The sequence below is a fragment of the Shewanella scandinavica genome (assembly GCF_031932065.1).
In the GTDB taxonomy this organism is placed as follows: domain Bacteria; phylum Pseudomonadota; class Gammaproteobacteria; order Enterobacterales; family Shewanellaceae; genus Shewanella; species Shewanella baltica.
This window is the reverse complement of sequence record NZ_JAUOES010000021.1, coordinates 1-15,548: the sequence shown is the minus strand read 5'-3', so window position 1 is coordinate 15,548 and position 15,548 is coordinate 1. Positions and strand designations below refer to the sequence as shown.

General features: G+C 47.5%; 21 protein-coding genes and 1 tRNA gene. 7 read left to right on the top strand and 15 right to left on the bottom strand.

All coding sequences use genetic code 11. The features are described 5' to 3' along the window. Positions 1-8 precede the first annotated feature (8 nt). Positions 9-728: a hypothetical protein gene (locus Q4Q50_RS16690; RefSeq protein WP_311900312.1), complete on the bottom strand. Its 720-nt coding sequence runs from the start codon at positions 726-728 to the stop codon at positions 9-11. A 768-nt stretch (positions 729-1,496) separates the two neighbouring features. On the opposite strand from Q4Q50_RS16690, the gene Q4Q50_RS16685 reads away from it, so the two are divergent. Next, the gene (locus Q4Q50_RS16685; RefSeq protein WP_311900310.1) at positions 1,497-2,741 is read left to right on the top strand and encodes an endonuclease/exonuclease/phosphatase family protein; all 1,245 of its coding nucleotides are present in this window, start codon (positions 1,497-1,499) and stop codon (positions 2,739-2,741) included. Between the two features lie 111 nt (positions 2,742-2,852). Here the strand turns inward: Q4Q50_RS16685 and Q4Q50_RS16680 are convergent, their stop codons facing one another. From Q4Q50_RS16680 to bufA2, 3 genes are all read right to left on the bottom strand, one after another. After that, complete coding sequence (locus Q4Q50_RS16680) at positions 2,853-3,665, bottom strand: HvfC/BufC family peptide modification chaperone (RefSeq protein ID WP_311900309.1); 813 nt, start codon at positions 3,663-3,665, stop codon at positions 2,853-2,855. Then, the gene (bufB, locus tag Q4Q50_RS16675) at positions 3,662-4,561 is read right to left on the bottom strand and encodes an MNIO family bufferin maturase (protein ID WP_311900308.1); all 900 of its coding nucleotides are present in this window, start codon (positions 4,559-4,561) and stop codon (positions 3,662-3,664) included. Before bufB ends, Q4Q50_RS16680 begins: the two co-directional genes overlap by 4 nt. A 102-nt stretch (positions 4,562-4,663) precedes the next feature. Further along, entirely contained in the window at positions 4,664-5,116 is a 453-nt protein-coding gene (bufA2, locus tag Q4Q50_RS16670) for a BufA2 family periplasmic bufferin-type metallophore (RefSeq protein ID WP_006083895.1), read from the bottom strand. A gap of 497 nt (positions 5,117-5,613) precedes the next feature. Here bufA2 and Q4Q50_RS16665 point away from each other — a divergent pair, with 497 nt between their 5' ends. Continuing rightward, positions 5,614-6,804 carry a class I SAM-dependent rRNA methyltransferase gene (locus Q4Q50_RS16665; RefSeq protein ID WP_006082773.1) on the top strand — a complete coding sequence of 397 codons (1,191 nt, stop codon included), beginning with the start codon at positions 5,614-5,616 and terminating at the stop codon, positions 6,802-6,804. A gap of 240 nt (positions 6,805-7,044) precedes the next feature. Here the strand turns inward: Q4Q50_RS16665 and rpiA are convergent, their stop codons facing one another. After that, positions 7,045-7,707, bottom strand: coding sequence for a ribose-5-phosphate isomerase RpiA (gene rpiA, locus Q4Q50_RS16660; RefSeq protein WP_028761507.1), 663 nt, complete (start codon positions 7,705-7,707; stop codon positions 7,045-7,047). 251 nt (positions 7,708-7,958) lie between these two features. Between rpiA and Q4Q50_RS16655 the strand changes: the two genes are divergently transcribed. From Q4Q50_RS16655 to Q4Q50_RS16640, 4 genes are read left to right on the top strand one after another with little or no spacing between them, the layout of a single operon-like run. Continuing rightward, positions 7,959-8,894 (top strand): DUF808 domain-containing protein, encoded by a 936-nt coding sequence (locus Q4Q50_RS16655; protein ID WP_311900306.1) that lies wholly within the window; start codon positions 7,959-7,961, stop codon positions 8,892-8,894. A gap of 48 nt (positions 8,895-8,942) precedes the next feature. Then, the gene (locus Q4Q50_RS16650) at positions 8,943-9,893 is read left to right on the top strand and encodes a 3'-5' exonuclease (RefSeq protein WP_311900305.1); all 951 of its coding nucleotides are present in this window, start codon (positions 8,943-8,945) and stop codon (positions 9,891-9,893) included. After that, entirely contained in the window at positions 9,890-10,048 is a 159-nt protein-coding gene (locus Q4Q50_RS16645; protein WP_311900303.1) for a hypothetical protein, read from the top strand. Before Q4Q50_RS16650 ends, Q4Q50_RS16645 begins: the two co-directional genes overlap by 4 nt. Before the next feature lie 46 nt (positions 10,049-10,094). Beyond that, positions 10,095-11,036, top strand: a complete 942-nt coding sequence (locus tag Q4Q50_RS16640) for a hypothetical protein (RefSeq protein ID WP_311900302.1) — start codon at positions 10,095-10,097, stop codon at positions 11,034-11,036. 111 nt (positions 11,037-11,147) lie between these two features. Here Q4Q50_RS16640 and Q4Q50_RS16635 read toward each other — a convergent pair whose 3' ends face one another. Further along, positions 11,148-11,486, bottom strand: coding sequence for a PBPRA1643 family SWIM/SEC-C metal-binding motif protein (locus Q4Q50_RS16635; protein ID WP_106651392.1), 339 nt, complete (start codon positions 11,484-11,486; stop codon positions 11,148-11,150). Positions 11,487-11,854: 368 nt separating this feature from the next. Here Q4Q50_RS16635 and Q4Q50_RS16630 point away from each other — a divergent pair. Beyond that, positions 11,855-11,931: transfer RNA gene (locus Q4Q50_RS16630), tRNA-Trp, on the top strand. Between the two features lie 93 nt (positions 11,932-12,024). Here Q4Q50_RS16630 and Q4Q50_RS16625 read toward each other — a convergent pair. From Q4Q50_RS16625 to Q4Q50_RS16585, 9 genes are read right to left on the bottom strand one after another with little or no spacing between them, the layout of a single operon-like run. Next, positions 12,025-13,041: a tyrosine-type recombinase/integrase gene (locus tag Q4Q50_RS16625; RefSeq protein WP_012089998.1), complete on the bottom strand. Its 1,017-nt coding sequence runs from the start codon at positions 13,039-13,041 to the stop codon at positions 12,025-12,027. Then, complete coding sequence (locus tag Q4Q50_RS16620) at positions 13,034-13,249, bottom strand: DUF4224 domain-containing protein (protein ID WP_006083887.1); 216 nt, start codon at positions 13,247-13,249, stop codon at positions 13,034-13,036. Before Q4Q50_RS16620 ends, Q4Q50_RS16625 begins: the two co-directional genes overlap by 8 nt. Before the next feature lie 58 nt (positions 13,250-13,307). Beyond that, entirely contained in the window at positions 13,308-13,628 is a 321-nt protein-coding gene (locus tag Q4Q50_RS16615; RefSeq protein ID WP_311900300.1) for a hypothetical protein, read from the bottom strand. Continuing rightward, a complete protein-coding gene (locus Q4Q50_RS16610) occupies positions 13,625-13,855 on the bottom strand; it encodes a hypothetical protein (protein ID WP_011847800.1) in 231 nt (76 codons plus the stop codon). Before Q4Q50_RS16610 ends, Q4Q50_RS16615 begins: the two co-directional genes overlap by 4 nt. Beyond that, positions 13,852-14,130: a hypothetical protein gene (locus Q4Q50_RS16605; protein WP_311900299.1), complete on the bottom strand. Its 279-nt coding sequence runs from the start codon at positions 14,128-14,130 to the stop codon at positions 13,852-13,854. The genes Q4Q50_RS16610 and Q4Q50_RS16605 overlap by 4 nt, the downstream gene beginning before the upstream one ends. After that, a complete protein-coding gene (locus Q4Q50_RS16600; protein WP_311900298.1) occupies positions 14,131-14,424 on the bottom strand; it encodes a hypothetical protein in 294 nt (97 codons plus the stop codon). Beyond that, positions 14,424-14,747 carry a hypothetical protein gene (locus Q4Q50_RS16595; protein WP_311900297.1) on the bottom strand — a complete coding sequence of 108 codons (324 nt, stop codon included), beginning with the start codon at positions 14,745-14,747 and terminating at the stop codon, positions 14,424-14,426. Before Q4Q50_RS16595 ends, Q4Q50_RS16600 begins: the two co-directional genes overlap by 1 nt. Next, complete coding sequence (locus Q4Q50_RS16590; RefSeq protein WP_311900296.1) at positions 14,744-15,334, bottom strand: ead/Ea22-like family protein; 591 nt, start codon at positions 15,332-15,334, stop codon at positions 14,744-14,746. The genes Q4Q50_RS16595 and Q4Q50_RS16590 overlap by 4 nt, the downstream gene beginning before the upstream one ends. A gap of 10 nt (positions 15,335-15,344) precedes the next feature. Then, entirely contained in the window at positions 15,345-15,509 is a 165-nt protein-coding gene (locus tag Q4Q50_RS16585) for a hypothetical protein (protein WP_006083880.1), read from the bottom strand. Between the last annotated feature and the right edge of the window lie 39 nt (positions 15,510-15,548).

Genomic DNA, 15,548 nt, shown 5'->3' with positions numbered 1-15,548 from the left:
TCAACGATCTAGTGACCAAAGTAAAAGGTGATGTCTGCGCCAAGTTGCAGCGCGTTGCCACGAAGGGCATTGCCTAAGCTCAATTCCAGCTGTAGCTGCCGTTGCGGCGTGTGTTGATAGGCGAACTGATAGGCCGCCTCACTCAACTCTTTTTGATAAAGCTCGGCTATCAGGCGATGGTGACTACTGAGTTCATACGCCGCCGCGATACCCACAAGTAATTGGGTCGATTGATTAAACTCATGGGTGAAACCTAAGTTGGCATACAGGCTGACATCGGAGTCGCCTAAGGTTTTGCCCATAATGCCGAAGGCTTCGGTGGCAAATCCGTTATTGGTATCGAGGTTTTTCTGTAAGTTGATCACCACTGCGCTGTGCCAATCATCCTGCTGCCGATCTGAATCCGAACCTGAATCTGAGTAAGAGCTTAAGTTGAGCGGTAGCTTGATACTGACTTCAGCCTGCTCCTCACGATTATCGTCATTGGCATTGGACGCTAATCCTAAATGCCATTCCCATTGATTGCGGCTGCAAGTCGTGGTTGCGTTAAATTGTGGGCGCGCATGATCCGACCTAGGTTGTTGCCAGCCGAGTTCTAATTCGCAGTGTTCTGCGAGGGCGGGATCATCCACTTCAAGATGGGATGCTGCCGCACTCATGCTGTAGCACAAGCTGAAACTTGCACAGGATAAAGACCGCAAAATTGCTGCGTTGTTTATGTAAGCCATGTTAAGGCTCCTCAGGTGTAAACCCTTAGGTGTTAATCCATCGGGTAAACGGAGGGTACTGAGGCAAAAACTTGCTTTGAGATGCAAAAAATACACATAACTGAACCCCAGCGAATATGCTGGAATGGCGAAAGCGCGGCCATAGGCTCAGGCTTTATGGTTTGTGATTGATATTTTGGGGGAGGCGGAGTGAAGAATGGTTCACACTACTACCCTGCTTAGCAGGTAGCAGCAAAATATTGCGGGCTAGTGCTAGGCGTTAAATCCTGTCTTTTGGACAGGGCATCTACTGTCGCTTATGTGTGTGCCCACAGTGGGTCTCCGCAATGATTAAAAGTCGCCATCATTCTAATGGGCCAAAAGTTAAAGTCAACCGCACAAGTCGTTACCTATGTTTTTGTTTAAATTTAGATTTTAATTAAATGTTAACATTATGGTGCTACTTAGGTCTGTGTATGGTTATTGGACTGCTTGATGAATTTATGTGCAGTGGCTTGTTGTTGATTTGTTTGTTTTATGGGCGTTGGCTGTGGTATTGCCTTTATGAGGTGTCTTTTAGTGGTATCGGATATCGGGCATTGGGTATTGATGTATCGGGGATCGGATATTGATGCGTCGATTGAGTTTGGCTAACACCTTATCTCAAATGGATTATTTGGCATTGATGCGCATCGGGTATACCCTTGTAGTGTCTGTACCTGTGAGTCAAAGTGATCATTCAGACAGGTTCAGACTGGTCGCCGTATTCAGATTTGGAGGTGTTACGCTGTGGCACACAATATTGATGTTGATGAGTTGGACTCAATGGCTGCGGCTGTTGAGCATAATGACATCGCCCAGATGAGAGTCGCTAATATCAAGATCGCCAGTATCAATCTGTTTAACTTTATTGAGCCGCCTTTGGCTTACTACGACTTTGAAAACATCTATAGCCATGGCCAGTGGCAGAAAAAGTGCCAATGGCTGAGTGAGTTTCTCGCCCATCGTCAGCCCGATATTGTCGGATTTCAAGAAGTGTTTAGTCCTGAACCGCTCAAACGAATCGCCAGCGAGCAAGGGCTAGTGCATTTTGCTGTCATTGATGCGCCAACTCTTATCAGTGATTACATTTATCGTAGCCCAGTGGTCGCGCTTGCCTCCCGTTATCCCATAGTGGAAATCAGCAGTGTCGAACCTGATGCGCGCTTAGTGGCGGCGATGGGATTATCGAGTGAATTTGCTTTTAGCCGTAAGGTGCTGCGCGCAACCATTGAGGTGCCGCACATTGGTAAGTGTGATTTTTATGTGGTGCACTTTAAGTCGAAACGCGCTGGATTAGCGCTCGAGCCTAAGCTAATTGAACATCAGCCACTTGAACCTAAGCGATTTGAAGATCAGCCACTTGCTTTAGATAACTCGGCGCCCGCAGCGAGCATGAAACTGCATTCAGAAACCCAATTACTCACAGAGCAAGCTTTAGGCCGTTGGGCATCAACCATGCAGCGCGGCGCGGAAGCTGCGTTATTATTCAATGGCATATTAGTACGCAGACAAGCATCTAAATATCCCGTCATTGTGATGGGGGACTTTAATGACAGCCTGACAATGGGCGCCTTAGATGCGCTAACAATACAGGGCGAGAGTATCCACAGTAATGACATAAAAGCTGCGGGCCTTGGGCATTTATCGGATGCGGCGTTAGCGGCGGTGTTTGCTCAATATCAACTTAAGGATGCCTATGAATTATTTATCGAGGCCAACCTATTTATCAAGGCCAATCAGCAGGACAGTTTGACGAGCAATACCGCTTATCATAGGGAGCACAGAGCGGCGACCCATTACTATGGCCCTAAAGGTTCTGTGCTGGATTATATTTTGCTTTCGAGCGAGTTTGATGCGAGCCATGGCCGTAGTTTAGCCCAAGTGGTAGATTATCAAACCTGCGACAGGCATTTAGTCAGACCCGAATATGAACGCGATGCCTACAGCACTGACCATGCGCCAGTCATTGTTGAGTTGGCGCTGCGGAGTTAATGACTCATTCAGTTGAGCTCGCTAAATCAAGCCAAATAAAACAACTTAAACTCACTCAAGTAAACTCACTTTAAATCTGGCTAACACTCAATCTCTAAACCGATTTGCGCATTAGGCTATATCGCGGATAAGCCCCATTTGAAACCAAGCTTGCAGTGCCTGCAGCACTTGCATCGGCGCCTGCGCGTCGCTAAAAAATGTCAACATCATTTCGCATTGTTCGGCAAAGGTGGCACCGCCAATAAATCCCAGCAGCAGGGCGAGTTGATATTCGGATAGGGAAATAAACTCAGTTAATCGGCTTTCGCCGCGCCAAAGTAACCAAGCTCGTTTGCCTTGATAATCGGGACTTGGCGGTGATGCTTGCAGTTTTAATGCTTGCCAAGTTTCAACCGCATTACTGTTGCATTGGAATAGCTGCACGCTGGGGTGAAAACGCAGTTGGCAACCCGGCCATTGCTCGGCAGGCAGTGCTTGCAGGCGGGCAAAAGTGGCGCGCTCGGTATCAAAAGCATCGAAGGCATTCAATAAACGCCGCTCGAAGCGAGCAATATCGGCAATGATCGGATACTGACTGAAAAACGCATCTTGGGTTAAGTAGTCGGGCAGGGCATCGGCAAAACTGCGCAGAGAGGTAAACGCCGATGGCTGACTGGCAATATAACCTTTGGCCATACGCTCAAAGAGTTCATCACCCAGATAGATGCCCAGCATTTCGTGGTCGGTTTCGAGGGTTTCGGTTAAACGAATGCGATAGGCATTGGCATAGATCTGCATCCGAATATCAGCATTAATGCCGCCTTGCTCAGCAATCTTATCTTTGAAGGTTTGCGTGGTTTGCTCAAGGGTTGACGGCGTATCTACCGCCGCGCTCGCCAGCAGATAATCCATAAATGCGTATTGCAGCTGCTGAAGTTGGCTCATGCGGTAACCTTTCCTTCATGCATGTTCTTTCTACCTTTGGCGGCGTTGAGTGGATGCGCCTTACCTAAGGTATCGCGGGCGATATTTCTGGCAATCGTGAGTTCGGCTTCGAGGGCGGAAAACTCGGGGATATTGGCGTCGCGTTCTATCATAGTGCTGATGCCGCCAAAACGTTTCAGTGCAGCGCGGTAGAGGTCCCACACGCTGCTCGGTACATCATGGTCGTGCGTGTCTATCACATAGTCGCCATAGTCGCTGTGTCCGGCGAGGTGGAATTGCTGCACCCGTTTGGGATTGATTTTATTCAAGTAGTCCAACGGATTGAAATTATGATTGCGGGCACTGACGTAAATATTATTGATATCTAACAAGATTAAACAGTCTGCCGCCTCGGCAACGGCATTAACGAATTCCCATTCGTCCATGCTGGAATCTTGATAGGACAAGTAGCTAGAAACGTTCTCCATCAGAATGCGGCGGCCTAAAAAATCTTGGACGGTTTTAATCCGCTGCGCCACATGCATAACTGTTTCTTCGGTATAGGGCAGTGGCAGGAGATCATGGCTGTTCACCCCGTGAATTGAGGTCCAGCAGATATGATCGGAAATCCATTGGGGCTGCACATCGTTGGCGAGCTGCTTTAAGGCTTTAAGGTAATCCATATTGAGCGGATCGGTACTGCCAATCGACAGGGAAACACCGTGCATGACTAAGGGATAACGCTCGCCAATTTCCTTGAGGTAATAGCGGGGTTTGCCGCCGGCGACCATGTAGTTTTCCGAGAGCACTTCAAACCAATCGATATCGGGCTCAGTATTGAGCACGGCATCAAAATGCTGTGTCCTCAAACCTAAGCCAAAACCTAATGGTGCTTGCGTGATGACATCTTGCGCCACATTGACTCCTTATCCTTAAGTTTTCTGCTGAATGTGTGGTAAACAGGGCGATAAACGTGACCAGCACAAGCTGGTCACGATTTTTAATCAGCATATTGGCGTTTAAGCGCCTGCTTTGCCGCCGATATCACCGCAGGATTTTGCAGGTGCTGCGACAAAACCACTGCCTTTACAGCTGGCGTGGCCCGCACAGGCGTTGTCAGCAGTTTTACAATCGTTATGGCCTTTGCAGGTGTTAACGCCATAGCAGTGAACCAATTCGGCGTTAGCAATTTTACCCACCCAGTCATCTGCGACTTTACCGCCGACATCACCACAGCTTTTTGATGGCATAGCCACAAAACCACTGCCTTTGCAGCTGGCGTGTCCAGCACAGGCGTTATCGGCGGTTTTGCAATCGTTATGGCCTTTACAGGCATTCACACCATAACAATGTACGAGATCGGTACTGTCAGCGCCAGCCATAGGTTCGGCGGCATTGGCGTAACCCGCCATGCTTGCCATTGCCATCGCTAATGCGGCGCCCGTCAGTGCAGTTTGTGTTTTCTTATTCATGGTTCTAATCCTTTTGAGTGTGACTGCTAATGAGTAATCTTAATTTGGTTGCTTTGATAACGACTGCTGTAAATCGACGACTTATAAAGCATTGACTAATAAACACAGGAGTAAGCCTAGTTGTTATCGAGCGATTCGTTTGAATATCTTGTGCGCGGGCTAAACGAGCCTTTCGAATGCGCAGAGCTTTTTCCTGTTGCGTTAATGAGACCCGCACTCAGACCAATATCTTTCAACTTAAGTTAAAATGATGTTGTGAAAATCGAGATCAGCGCGATCGAGAGAGCAGAGAAATTGCCCAATTTATGGAAAAAATGGCGTTTCTTGCGCAGGTTTAGTGGCGCAAAATAAGGTATGATCGGCAACCCGTGGATGATGGCAAATAAGCGCTGCGGCGCGTTCGGTACTCGCACTCAGGTGACATTGGGTATATCATCCGTTTCCCATTTTTTAGACAGCAGCCCTTTTTTAGTGGCGGCACTATTTATAAGGCAACTATGGCTATCAGAATCAAACTTAAACCCGGCCGCGAGAAGTCGCTCGAGCGTCGCCATCCTTGGGTATTTTCCAATGCTATTCATAACATTAAGGGAAAACCTGAAGCGGGTGAGACAGTCGATGTGGTCGCTCATGATGGTCATTGGTTAGGTCGTGGTGCTTGGTCGCCTGAGTCGCAAATCCAAGTACGCATTTGGACTTTCGATCGCGAAGAAGAAATTGATCGCGAGTTTTTTGCCAGACGTTTACAGCGGGCGCAAATTGGCCGTAATGATTTAATTCGTGAGCAAGGCTTAACAGGCTATCGTTTAGTGGCCGCAGAGTCCGATGGTTTACCTGGGATCACCATCGACAGATATGCCAATGTGTTGGTGTGCCAGTTACTGAGCACGGGGGCTGATTTATGGCGCGATACCTTAGTCGAGCTATTGGCTGAGCAATATCCTGATTGCGCTATTTATGAGCGTTCCGATGTGGATTCCCGTAAGAAAGAAGGTCTGCTGCCTGTTACCGGTTTACTGCACGGCACTCTGCCTGAAATGCCGGTGATTATCGAAGAAAATGGCATCAAGATCGCCGTCGATGTGATTAAAGGTCATAAGACAGGTTTCTATCTCGATCAACGTGATAACCGCGCCATTGCCGCCCGTTTCGTGAAAGATAAATCGGTATTGAACTGTTTCTGCTACACAGGCACCTTTGGTTTGTACGCCGCAAAAGCGGGCGCGGCCAGCATAGAAAACGTCGATGTGTCTTCTTTAGCATTAGCGACGGCGCGTCAGAACATGCAAGTAAACGGTTTGAGTGATGACAATGTGCATTACAACGAAGCCGATGTGTTCAAGTTGCTGCGTCTATACCGTGATGAAGGCAAAACCTTCGATGTTATCGTGCTCGACCCGCCTAAATTTGCCGATAACAAGGCACAGTTAAACGGGGCATGCCGTGGTTATAAAGACATCAACATGATTGCATTGCAGTTGTTGAATCCGGGCGGGGTGTTATTGACTTTCTCTTGCTCGGGATTAATGCCTGCGGATCTGTTCCAAAAAATCGTGGCCGATGCAGCGCTGGACGCAAAACGCGAAATCCAGTTTATCGAACGCTTAAGCCAAGCTAGCGATCACCCTATCGGTAGCGCCTTCCCAGAAGGATTCTACTTAAAAGGCTTAGTCGCCAGAGCTTGGTAAGAGCGGCAAGAGCCGCCAGAGCTTAAGCCAAGCGCTTGATATAAGTTGTCTGCGATGTGGGTTTAGTTAGAGAATAGGCCGTTTAGTCAGAGAATAGATGGCTGAGTCAGATAACATTGAACCCTAAAAAACCATAAAAAATGCCAGCCCTTTGAAAAAGTGGCTGGCATTTTTATTGCGTATTTTACCGTGTTTTTACATCTGCAGCCTTGTGACTGTGATGTAGCTTTAATGCTTAACTTATTTGGCGGTAAAGGTTTTTACGCCATCAGGTGTACCGACTAACAACACATCTGCGCCGCGTTTAGCGAACAGACCGTTAGTGACGACACCGACGATCTCATTGATCTGACTTTCCAATTCCTTTGGATTAAGGATCTTAAGATTGTACACATCGAGGATCACGTTGCCGTTATCGGTCACAACGCCTTCGCGGTACACAGGATCGCCGCCTAGCTTAACTAACTGACGTGCCACATAAGAGCGCGCCATTGGAATGACTTCAACTGGCAGTGGGAATTCACCTAGTATGTCGACTTGCTTAGTGTTATCAACGATACAGATAAACTTTTCAGCCACAGCCGCGACAATTTTCTCACGAGTTAACGCCGCGCCGCCGCCTTTGATCATATCCATACGGTCGTTGATTTCATCGGCACCGTCCACATAGACAGATAAACGATCAACGCTGTTTAAGTCATAAACGGGAATACCCAGCGCTTTCATTTTCTGAGTTGATGCCTCAGAGCTAGAGACGGCGCCTTCGATATCGGCTTTCATGGTTGCCAGTGCATCAATAAAGTGATTCACAGTCGAACCCGTACCAACACCAACAATGCTGTCTTTTTCAACGTACTTGAGCGCGGCCCAACCGGCAGCTTTTTTCATTTCATCTTGAGTCATGTTGACATCCTGTAACGGCAAATGAGTAAAAAATTCTGCGCTTAGTATACTCTTTTCCGATAAATAATGTGGCGCAATTCCGCCTTAGCTGTGATCTAGATTGCAGGCTGGTCAATATCAGTCAGCGGCCCCAATAACCTAAGCAACTGAAGTAGTTAAGTTGGAAAGCATTTCGCTATACGTCACTAATCTAACTAAGCTACTATGGCAAAAGCAGAATGGTTTATAGATGATTTGTAGAGGGATTTAGCATGGCTGGCGCAAGTTTATTAACCTTACTTGACGATATCGCATCGATTTTGGATGACGTAGCGGTAATGAGTAAAGTGGCGGCAAAGAAAACCGCGGGTGTACTGGGGGATGATTTAGCCCTCAATGCCCAGCAAGTCACAGGCGTGAGTGCCGAGCGTGAATTACCTGTCGTTTGGGCGGTAGCTAAGGGATCGTTTCGTAATAAATGCATTTTAGTGCCTGCTGCTCTGTTAATCAGCGCCTTTATTCCTTGGGCGGTAACGCCGTTATTGATGTTTGGTGGTCTGTTTTTATGTTACGAAGGGTTTGAAAAACTGCATCACAGCTATAGCCACAGAAAAGGCCAGCCACACAGCGAAACGCAAGAGGAACGTGAGCTACCAGACATCAAAAATTTAGCCGCTTACGAGGCCGAAAAAGTCAAAGGTGCGATTCGTACCGATTTTGTGTTATCGGCGGAGATTATCGCGATTACCTTAGGCATAGTGGCGGACAAATCCCTGTCGACGCAGTTTTTCACCTTATCCGTTATCGGGATCATCATGACCATTGGTGTGTATGGTTTAGTGGCGGCGATTGTGAAAATGGATGATGCGGGTTTGTACTTGAGTCAGCGTGAAGGTGAGTCGGCCTTAACGCAAATGAACCGTAAACTGGGTTTTGGCTTATTAAGCGCCGCACCTGTGCTGATGAAAAGTTTAACCATTATCGGCACTGCGGCCATGTTTATGGTGGGCGGCGGGATTTTAACCCATGGCTTACACATGATTGGCGAGCAAATCCAGCATGCTGAGCAAGCCGTCGCGGCGATGAGTTTTGTCGGACCTGTGCTTGCCGTGCTGACGCCAAGTGTGCTCAACGGCCTATTTGGCGTTGTTGCTGGCGCAGTCGCACTTGCTGTGATGACAGGGATACAAAAACTGCGTGGCGAGTGAGGAGTGCGCATCGAAAATCGAGGATTAACTCAACAAGGAAGGGCGACGATGAAGTTAATGAAATACTGTATCTCCCCGAGTAAGTTGGCTTGGTTACGCAAAGAATTGGGTAAAGATGCCAACGGCTTGATTGCGGCAATGGATGCTGCGGGCACAGCTTATCTCGATAAGCTCAATGCATCGACCGAGGCGTTAGAGGGAGAGCCGTTAGAAGGTGAGGTGGCGGCCGAGACTGATACGCCCCTCAATACAAATGCTAAGACTCAGCGGCAAGCGCAGCGTCAGTTGGCGTATTTGTGGTTGCAGCAGCGGATTGCCTTAGCGACTCGTATCGATGATGCTGACATGGCGGCACTCGCAGTTTTTGAATTGCAACAGGTTTACATTGAAGTGGTTCAGCCATCGGAGTTTGATGCAGTTGTCGCACGATTACAGGCTGAGCCAGTCTTAGGTTTTGATACTGAAACCCGTGCGAGTTTTGAGCGCGGCGTACAATATCCCCTGAGCCTTATCCAAATAGCGACAGCTGACGCTTGTTATCTATTTCAGCATGCCATTTTAGGTGAGCAATTCACCCAGTTAAAAACCGTATTAGAAGATGAAAATATACTCAAAGTCGGCGTCGGATTACGCAGTGATGCGCATGCCCTCAAGCGGCAGTGGGGCATCAATGTCGCTTCAAAGTTGGATTTAAACTGGGCATTGGCGCAACTGGGGGCTGATAAGGAGATGGGGACGCGCCAATTGGTGGCGACTCTGCTGGGTACCCGTATTGATAAGCCGAAAAAAATCACCCTATCGAATTGGCAGCATGTGCCTTTATCTGGCGCGCAAATCGATTATGCCGCTGCCGATGCCTTGGCGGCGCTCAAGTGTTTCAATGCGTTAATCACTCTGCTGACGCCTTTTTATCGTGTATCGACTGATCCAAAAGCCGCGCCGTTAATCCCTTTGAGTCTAGTGGTGCCTTTGGCGAAATATTTCAAGGAGGTTGAATGAAGCGCAATAACCAAGATGCCGCAAAGGAAAACAGCAGACTATTACACTCGGATATGAGCTCGCAGGGCACCAGTACCTTAGGTTTGATATACCGCGTGCTGGGCATGTTGATCCTGTTAGCGATGATCCCCCTTGGGGTGAATGCCTGGGTTTAGTGATTTTGTGAGCATCTGCTAACAGGTAAAAATAAAGGAGAACGCTATGTTAGATGCCATTTGTGAACTCGAAACAGAGGATCATTTAACAGCGAGAACCACTTACAGTGTTTTTAAGTTTCAGCAATTACCCGATGAAGATATCGAGCGCTTACGACAATGGTTAATTTGCCCTGCGTGCGGCGGAAAAGCGTATTTCCGTAAAGCTTCCAAGGATGGCAAAGCCGCCTGTTTCGGCTCGCGTTATCACCAAGCTGATTGCATTGAATTTAAACCCTCGGCGCAAAAATCCCGCGAGGAACAAGATGCTATCGAAGTTCAGCAACAGCTGGTGGACGCCGATGCATTGATGATCGATTTCAGCCGCAAGCCTCGCCGCTATTCTTCCGCAAATAAAGCATCCACTGCGTCATCCGCAAGTAAGACCGCGCCGACGTCTAAGTCGTCTTCTATATCTGAGTCGTCACCAGTACCTGTTGCATCGTCAGCGGACGGTCAAGTGCAAGAGTCGAAAACAGACTATCAAGTTAACACTGCGGCACGCACAACCGAGAAACGGGTGCCAAGCCAAGGGCTCGAAAAGTTACTGCACAGTTTATTGCGCGGTACAGATCTGGCGAAATCTGATCTCTGGGTATATACAGACAGTGAGCGCAAATACCGTTGGCGGGCGAAGAACCTGTTCGTCAACTTTGCCGATGCCGACCCGCTTGATAACAAACCCCACATGTATTGGGGCACAATATCCCATACAGACCCGACCATGAGCTGGCTTAATCCCGCTGACAGTAAAGATATCGGCATTCCTATCGATGGGATAAAACAGCCATTATTGGCGCAATTTGAAATAGAAGATAAACGCTGCCTAGAAGGGGCGGGATTGATTTTATTTGGCAAATGTTTTTGGAATAAAGAAAAGACCCGCAAAATTATTCAGCTGTGGAATAACGATTTGCAGCGGATTTTTATCTCGAAGCTGGAAGATTAGCTTTGGGCAGAAACTAGAATTGGGGAGAGAAAAGGGGCTATTCCCGACGTACAAAAACGTCACGGCAAAAGTCCCTATCTATTCTATTACTCATAACGCTGATTAAAGCGTTTACTTGCCGCAGCACTTCTTGAATTTTTGACCGCTACCACAAGCGCAAGGCTCGTTACGATTCGGTTTCTTCTCGAACGTTGTGGTCTTAGGTTTATTCAATAAACCTTCTAACTCAAGGATATCTTCAGCAACATCAGCATTGACTTCGATATTGGCGAACAGCTGGTGTTCGGCAACAATCGCGGCAACTTCGAGTTTACGCGCTTCATCTGCAACGATTAATTGCAGAGGGAAAGCTTCTGTACCCGGTTTAGCGGCACGCTTAGTGTTGTAACCAAAGCTCTCATGCTTTGGCTTAGGCGTTTTACGACCTTTGAAGAAAAATTTGTCAGACATCTTGGTTCCGTCGAGCAGTGTATGAAATTGACGATGCTTATACTATAAAACGCCGATTTTATAAATCGAACTCAGATCTTTTTTCGATAAATGTGTGGCTTTTGCCATTAAGTGGTCCAAAACTTGTCGAAACAACCATATCTGTCGAATTTACTGCAGTGATTCTAGCTAGGACATTAGGGCGGCTAATTCTCTAGATAATGCATTCGTTAAAACATCGTGCCCGATATGCGGTGGCTTTTTAATCTCAGTGGTAATTAATTCAACAGTAATCGTCTAACTTGTTTGAAAAACCTTCAGTTAATGAGTTTTGTCATAAAAAGTACTTTACCTTTGGAAGTGCTTTTAGCATAATGCCCCACGTCAACAGGGGTGTAGTTCCAATTGGTAGAACAGCGGTCTCCAAAACCGATGGTTGCGGGTTCGAGTCCTGCCACCCCTGCCAAATAAAACAACGGCTTGCATAGAAATATGCGAGCCGTTTTATTTTGCGTAGAATAAAACGTAGAAAATGATTTTACTCGGATTGAATAAGTAGTCATTTTTTAACGCTACCAATTGTCGGTACTATTTCCACTTTCCTGTCGTAGGTGTTCACTTGTGCCAAGGTTTTATGGCCCGAGTATTGTTGCTTCTCTGACAGTGTTCCCTCAAAGTCTGATACACCTTTAGCCTTAATATCATGGAACGTAAAAGTGCGTTCAATCTGCGGATAATCCATTTCCATTTTTGCCATCGCTCGCTTCCAAGCACTGCGCAATCCATCTTGTGTTAATTTCCCGCTGGGATGTTTATTAATGACATAAATACTGGCAATGCCTGAATGCAGAGTTCTTGCTTCGGCAATCGCTTTTCGCAGTCGAGGCGACCAAGCTTTGATTTGCTTTTTCCCTGTTTTACCCTGTTGGATAAACAAGCCATCTTCATTGACCTGCGACCAAGTTAATTGCAAAACATCACCTTGCCTTGCTGCACATAGGTAACTTATTTCACAGGCAATTTTTAACCTTATCTCTGCACATGAAAGCAGAGCGTTGAACTCCGCATCAGTAATATATCTATCGCGAGCCTTTACCTTAAACTTTTTAACCCCTTTTGCGGGGTTGCTTTTACAGCGTCCACGCTCATAACCCCAAGCAAACATCACGCTAGCTGCCGCGAGTTCATGGTTTGCTTGGGTCTTACTTGATTGCCCCCTTAGATCCATATAGCGCCTAATATGATGTGGCTCAATTCGGTCCGGTAACATACTGCCAAACACTTTACTGAACACATTAAGTTCACGGTCCCGATCTCGCTGGGTTCTGGGGGCAAGCTCTTTAAAGTTTGCACTATCCAAATACTCCATCGCTAAACGGTTAACCGTGTACTCAAGGCTAAACTCAGCAACTGCCTTTTCGTATGCAGTCCATACCTCGGCTTTACTCGCCGTGATTTTGCACAGCACCTTAGTCGAGTTAGGACGCTTAATCACATAACAAATTGGCTTTCCAGCACGGCGATGAATGTAGACTGAAGGTGGTAACCAAGCATCCTCAGGTTTACGTTTACGCATTGCTTAGTGCTCCAAAGTTGGGCTCGCTTGATTTGTGATGAACCAACATACCCCGAGGATTATTCACAAAATCCCAAGTGACAGAAGGTTTACCATCGGCACGTATAAAGCAGTTTATGCCCTGATCACGTAACCATTTTACTTGCGCACCTGGGCGCTTTAATCCACTCAATACTTCAAGTTCAGCATCAGTTAATAGCTGGCTCATGGTCTAAACTCCTTCACATAGTTATGGTTTACCAACACGGATAACACCTGTTGAAGCTTCATGCCGCTTCCTTATCCTTCGGTGCGAAGAACAGTGCGACGGGGCCATCTTCGGTGTCGTGAATACTCAGCAGGAATGAGCCGGCCTTGTCGCAAACGGGTTGCCAATCGCTGATATCGTTATCGCCCTCATCAAAGTAGCGCTCGATCTGATCTTCAGGCGCATCGAGTTCAAACCAAATCGCCACAAACTCGCCGCCTTGGCGTGCCGCCCATGCTTCACACTCCACACGGGTCACACCTTCATCCCACTCGGGCAAATCGGGATGGGTCCAATAACCTTCTTCACGTTCTACAGTTGCTGCTTGTATCGACTTCATGCTGCTTCTCCTTTTATCCTGAGTTTTGATTCTGCGTTGAGTGCGAATACTTCGGCGTCGGCTTGGCCGAAATCGCTGCACTCGATGGCGTTAAAAGACTTACAAATGCCCCAGCCGTGATAGTTGTTGGGGGTGTACTTCACTTCGATTTGTTGCTGATCGCACATCAAGGTGAAGTAGGGCTTAGATAGCGTGACCACGCCCGCTTTAGTGCTGAACGTATTCATGCCGCCTCCTTGTTTTGGTTGGCGTTGGTTTGGCTGACTGGCGGATGGCAGGGCAGGCGCATTGGGTGATATCGGTACGAATACACTATGGTGCGGCTAATGCCCTTGGCTAAGTTGGTTAAGCCGTTGCCCAATGCTTGCCAGTACAGGCAATCTAACGCGCCCAGTGCCAGCGCGATTTTGATGCTATCGCCCGTTGTGGCCTTGAGTAACAGGCTTAATTTATGGCTGCGGTAATGATTTAACAGATGGCGAAACGCCGCTGATTGAGTCATTTAGGCCACCTGCTTCGGTTGCAAAGGGCTTGATTGCAAATGAGCCGATTGCAGCTTGGCCCAGTCGATGGCTTTAATGGCCTCGACCGTGGCGGCGATTTGCTCTAACTTCTTTTGCCCGCGCATAAAGTTCGACAGTTCAATACCGTGGCGAGCCGCCGCGCGTTCGGCGGGTAGGGCGCTGGTGTAATGCAGCGTTAACGCCGCAATCACCTCGGGCGAACTAATGCGGGTAAGCGATAGCAATAACGCAACGCGCTCTTGTGATTCAAAGCCTGGGAGTAAGTGGTTCATCATTCAAAATCCTCAATGCTTAAGCCCAACTCTTTAGCTAGTTTGATATTCTCGATGCGGCGGCGTTTATCCAAGCGAACCTTATCTTCAGCCGATATCCTCACAGACTGAATTACAGGTTCCTTTTCCTGCTGAAATCGTACTGCTTGTGTTTTAGGTGCAACTATTGATGGCGGTGTGGTAGATGAGTTGGCGACTTTCATCACTTTTAGCTTTCGCGCTTTAGGTGCGTATTTAGCGCGTTTCTGCGCTTTGATACTTTCCTTATGCGCTTGGTAGTACGCCCTTGCCGCAATTTGCTTTGGGGTGAGTTGTTGATTCATGCCGCCACCTCTGCCTTAGTCAGTGACAGGATCCAGTTACGTAACTCAATCATTTGAGGGCACAAATACATTGACGCGACATAGGTGTATAGATGTGGGTAATCATGCTGTTTACGCCTGATAAACCAATTCGCATCGGCTTCGGTGAGGCAGGATTTAATGACCTCTTCAATTTCTTGAAAGTGAAGTTTGGTGAGGCTTGATGGCAAATCGTAATGATCTGAATCAACATCAAAATCTTCGATAAACGCTTGAGTGAATACGTCGGCAAATGATTCGATTTCATCGTGATAAGATTCGATCTTGTCGCTCTCGAATAACCACGTTTTGCACCATTCGGCATCATGCTCTAGCAACCATTCAGCAAGGTTGCTTTTATCGCCATCATCAGAGCGATAGAGCGTTGAATAATCGCCGTCTTCACCGTAAAAAATCTCCCAGTGATGATCGTTGTAGCCTTCTTGGGTCACTAAGTAGCGCTTGCAGCGCACTTGCCAGATTGGCTCCGCAGTAATGCGATTATCTTGTTGGTGCATTTGCTGAGACATTTCAAGCAAGAATGCGGGGATTTCGATGTGTTGGCTCATGTTGATTTCCTTATCTTCTAACCAAGAAACGGTGCAGACCTTTGGCGGCACGAATGGCGACAGTGCGGTCGGTGGTAAACTTGCCACCGGGCAACATCCAACCCTCTTTAAACGCGACGATATGGCCAACGCCGATTTTGATATCGCTGTGTAGCGGTTTGTCATCAGTTAACATGCTGCTTTCCTTCTCTCGTCATCACACTCAGCAGGGCTA

Excerpts from the sequence above, each read along its gene's own strand:
- Q4Q50_RS16605 (WP_311900299.1), bottom strand. The coding sequence starts at position 14,130 with ATGACTCAATCAGCGGCGTTTCGCCATCTGTTAAATCATTACCGCAGC.
- Q4Q50_RS16635 (WP_106651392.1), bottom strand. The coding sequence starts at position 11,486 with ATGTCTGACAAATTTTTCTTCAAAGGTCGTAAAACGCCTAAGCCAAAG.
- Q4Q50_RS16600 (WP_311900298.1), bottom strand. The coding sequence starts at position 14,424 with ATGAACCACTTACTCCCAGGCTTTGAATCACAAGAGCGCGTTGCGTTA.
- Q4Q50_RS16595 (WP_311900297.1), bottom strand. The coding sequence starts at position 14,747 with ATGAATCAACAACTCACCCCAAAGCAAATTGCGGCAAGGGCGTACTAC.
- Q4Q50_RS16640 (WP_311900302.1), top strand. The coding sequence starts at position 10,095 with ATGTTAGATGCCATTTGTGAACTCGAAACAGAGGATCATTTAACAGCG.
- Q4Q50_RS16620 (WP_006083887.1), bottom strand. The coding sequence starts at position 13,249 with ATGAGCCAGCTATTAACTGATGCTGAACTTGAAGTATTGAGTGGATTA.
- Q4Q50_RS16650 (WP_311900305.1), top strand. The coding sequence starts at position 8,943 with ATGAAGTTAATGAAATACTGTATCTCCCCGAGTAAGTTGGCTTGGTTA.
- Q4Q50_RS16590 (WP_311900296.1), bottom strand. The coding sequence starts at position 15,334 with ATGAGCCAACACATCGAAATCCCCGCATTCTTGCTTGAAATGTCTCAG.
- Q4Q50_RS16690 (WP_311900312.1), bottom strand. The coding sequence starts at position 728 with ATGGCTTACATAAACAACGCAGCAATTTTGCGGTCTTTATCCTGTGCA.
- Q4Q50_RS16655 (WP_311900306.1), top strand. The coding sequence starts at position 7,959 with ATGGCTGGCGCAAGTTTATTAACCTTACTTGACGATATCGCATCGATT.
- Q4Q50_RS16615 (WP_311900300.1), bottom strand. The coding sequence starts at position 13,628 with ATGAAGTCGATACAAGCAGCAACTGTAGAACGTGAAGAAGGTTATTGG.
- Q4Q50_RS16680 (WP_311900309.1), bottom strand. The coding sequence starts at position 3,665 with ATGAGCCAACTTCAGCAGCTGCAATACGCATTTATGGATTATCTGCTG.
- Q4Q50_RS16645 (WP_311900303.1), top strand. The coding sequence starts at position 9,890 with ATGAAGCGCAATAACCAAGATGCCGCAAAGGAAAACAGCAGACTATTA.
- Q4Q50_RS16585 (WP_006083880.1), bottom strand. The coding sequence starts at position 15,509 with ATGTTAACTGATGACAAACCGCTACACAGCGATATCAAAATCGGCGTT.
- Q4Q50_RS16625 (WP_012089998.1), bottom strand. The coding sequence starts at position 13,041 with ATGCGTAAACGTAAACCTGAGGATGCTTGGTTACCACCTTCAGTCTAC.
- Q4Q50_RS16610 (WP_011847800.1), bottom strand. The coding sequence starts at position 13,855 with ATGAATACGTTCAGCACTAAAGCGGGCGTGGTCACGCTATCTAAGCCC.
- rpiA (WP_028761507.1), bottom strand. The coding sequence starts at position 7,707 with ATGACTCAAGATGAAATGAAAAAAGCTGCCGGTTGGGCCGCGCTCAAG.
- Q4Q50_RS16665 (WP_006082773.1), top strand. The coding sequence starts at position 5,614 with ATGGCTATCAGAATCAAACTTAAACCCGGCCGCGAGAAGTCGCTCGAG.
- bufA2 (WP_006083895.1), bottom strand. The coding sequence starts at position 5,116 with ATGAATAAGAAAACACAAACTGCACTGACGGGCGCCGCATTAGCGATG.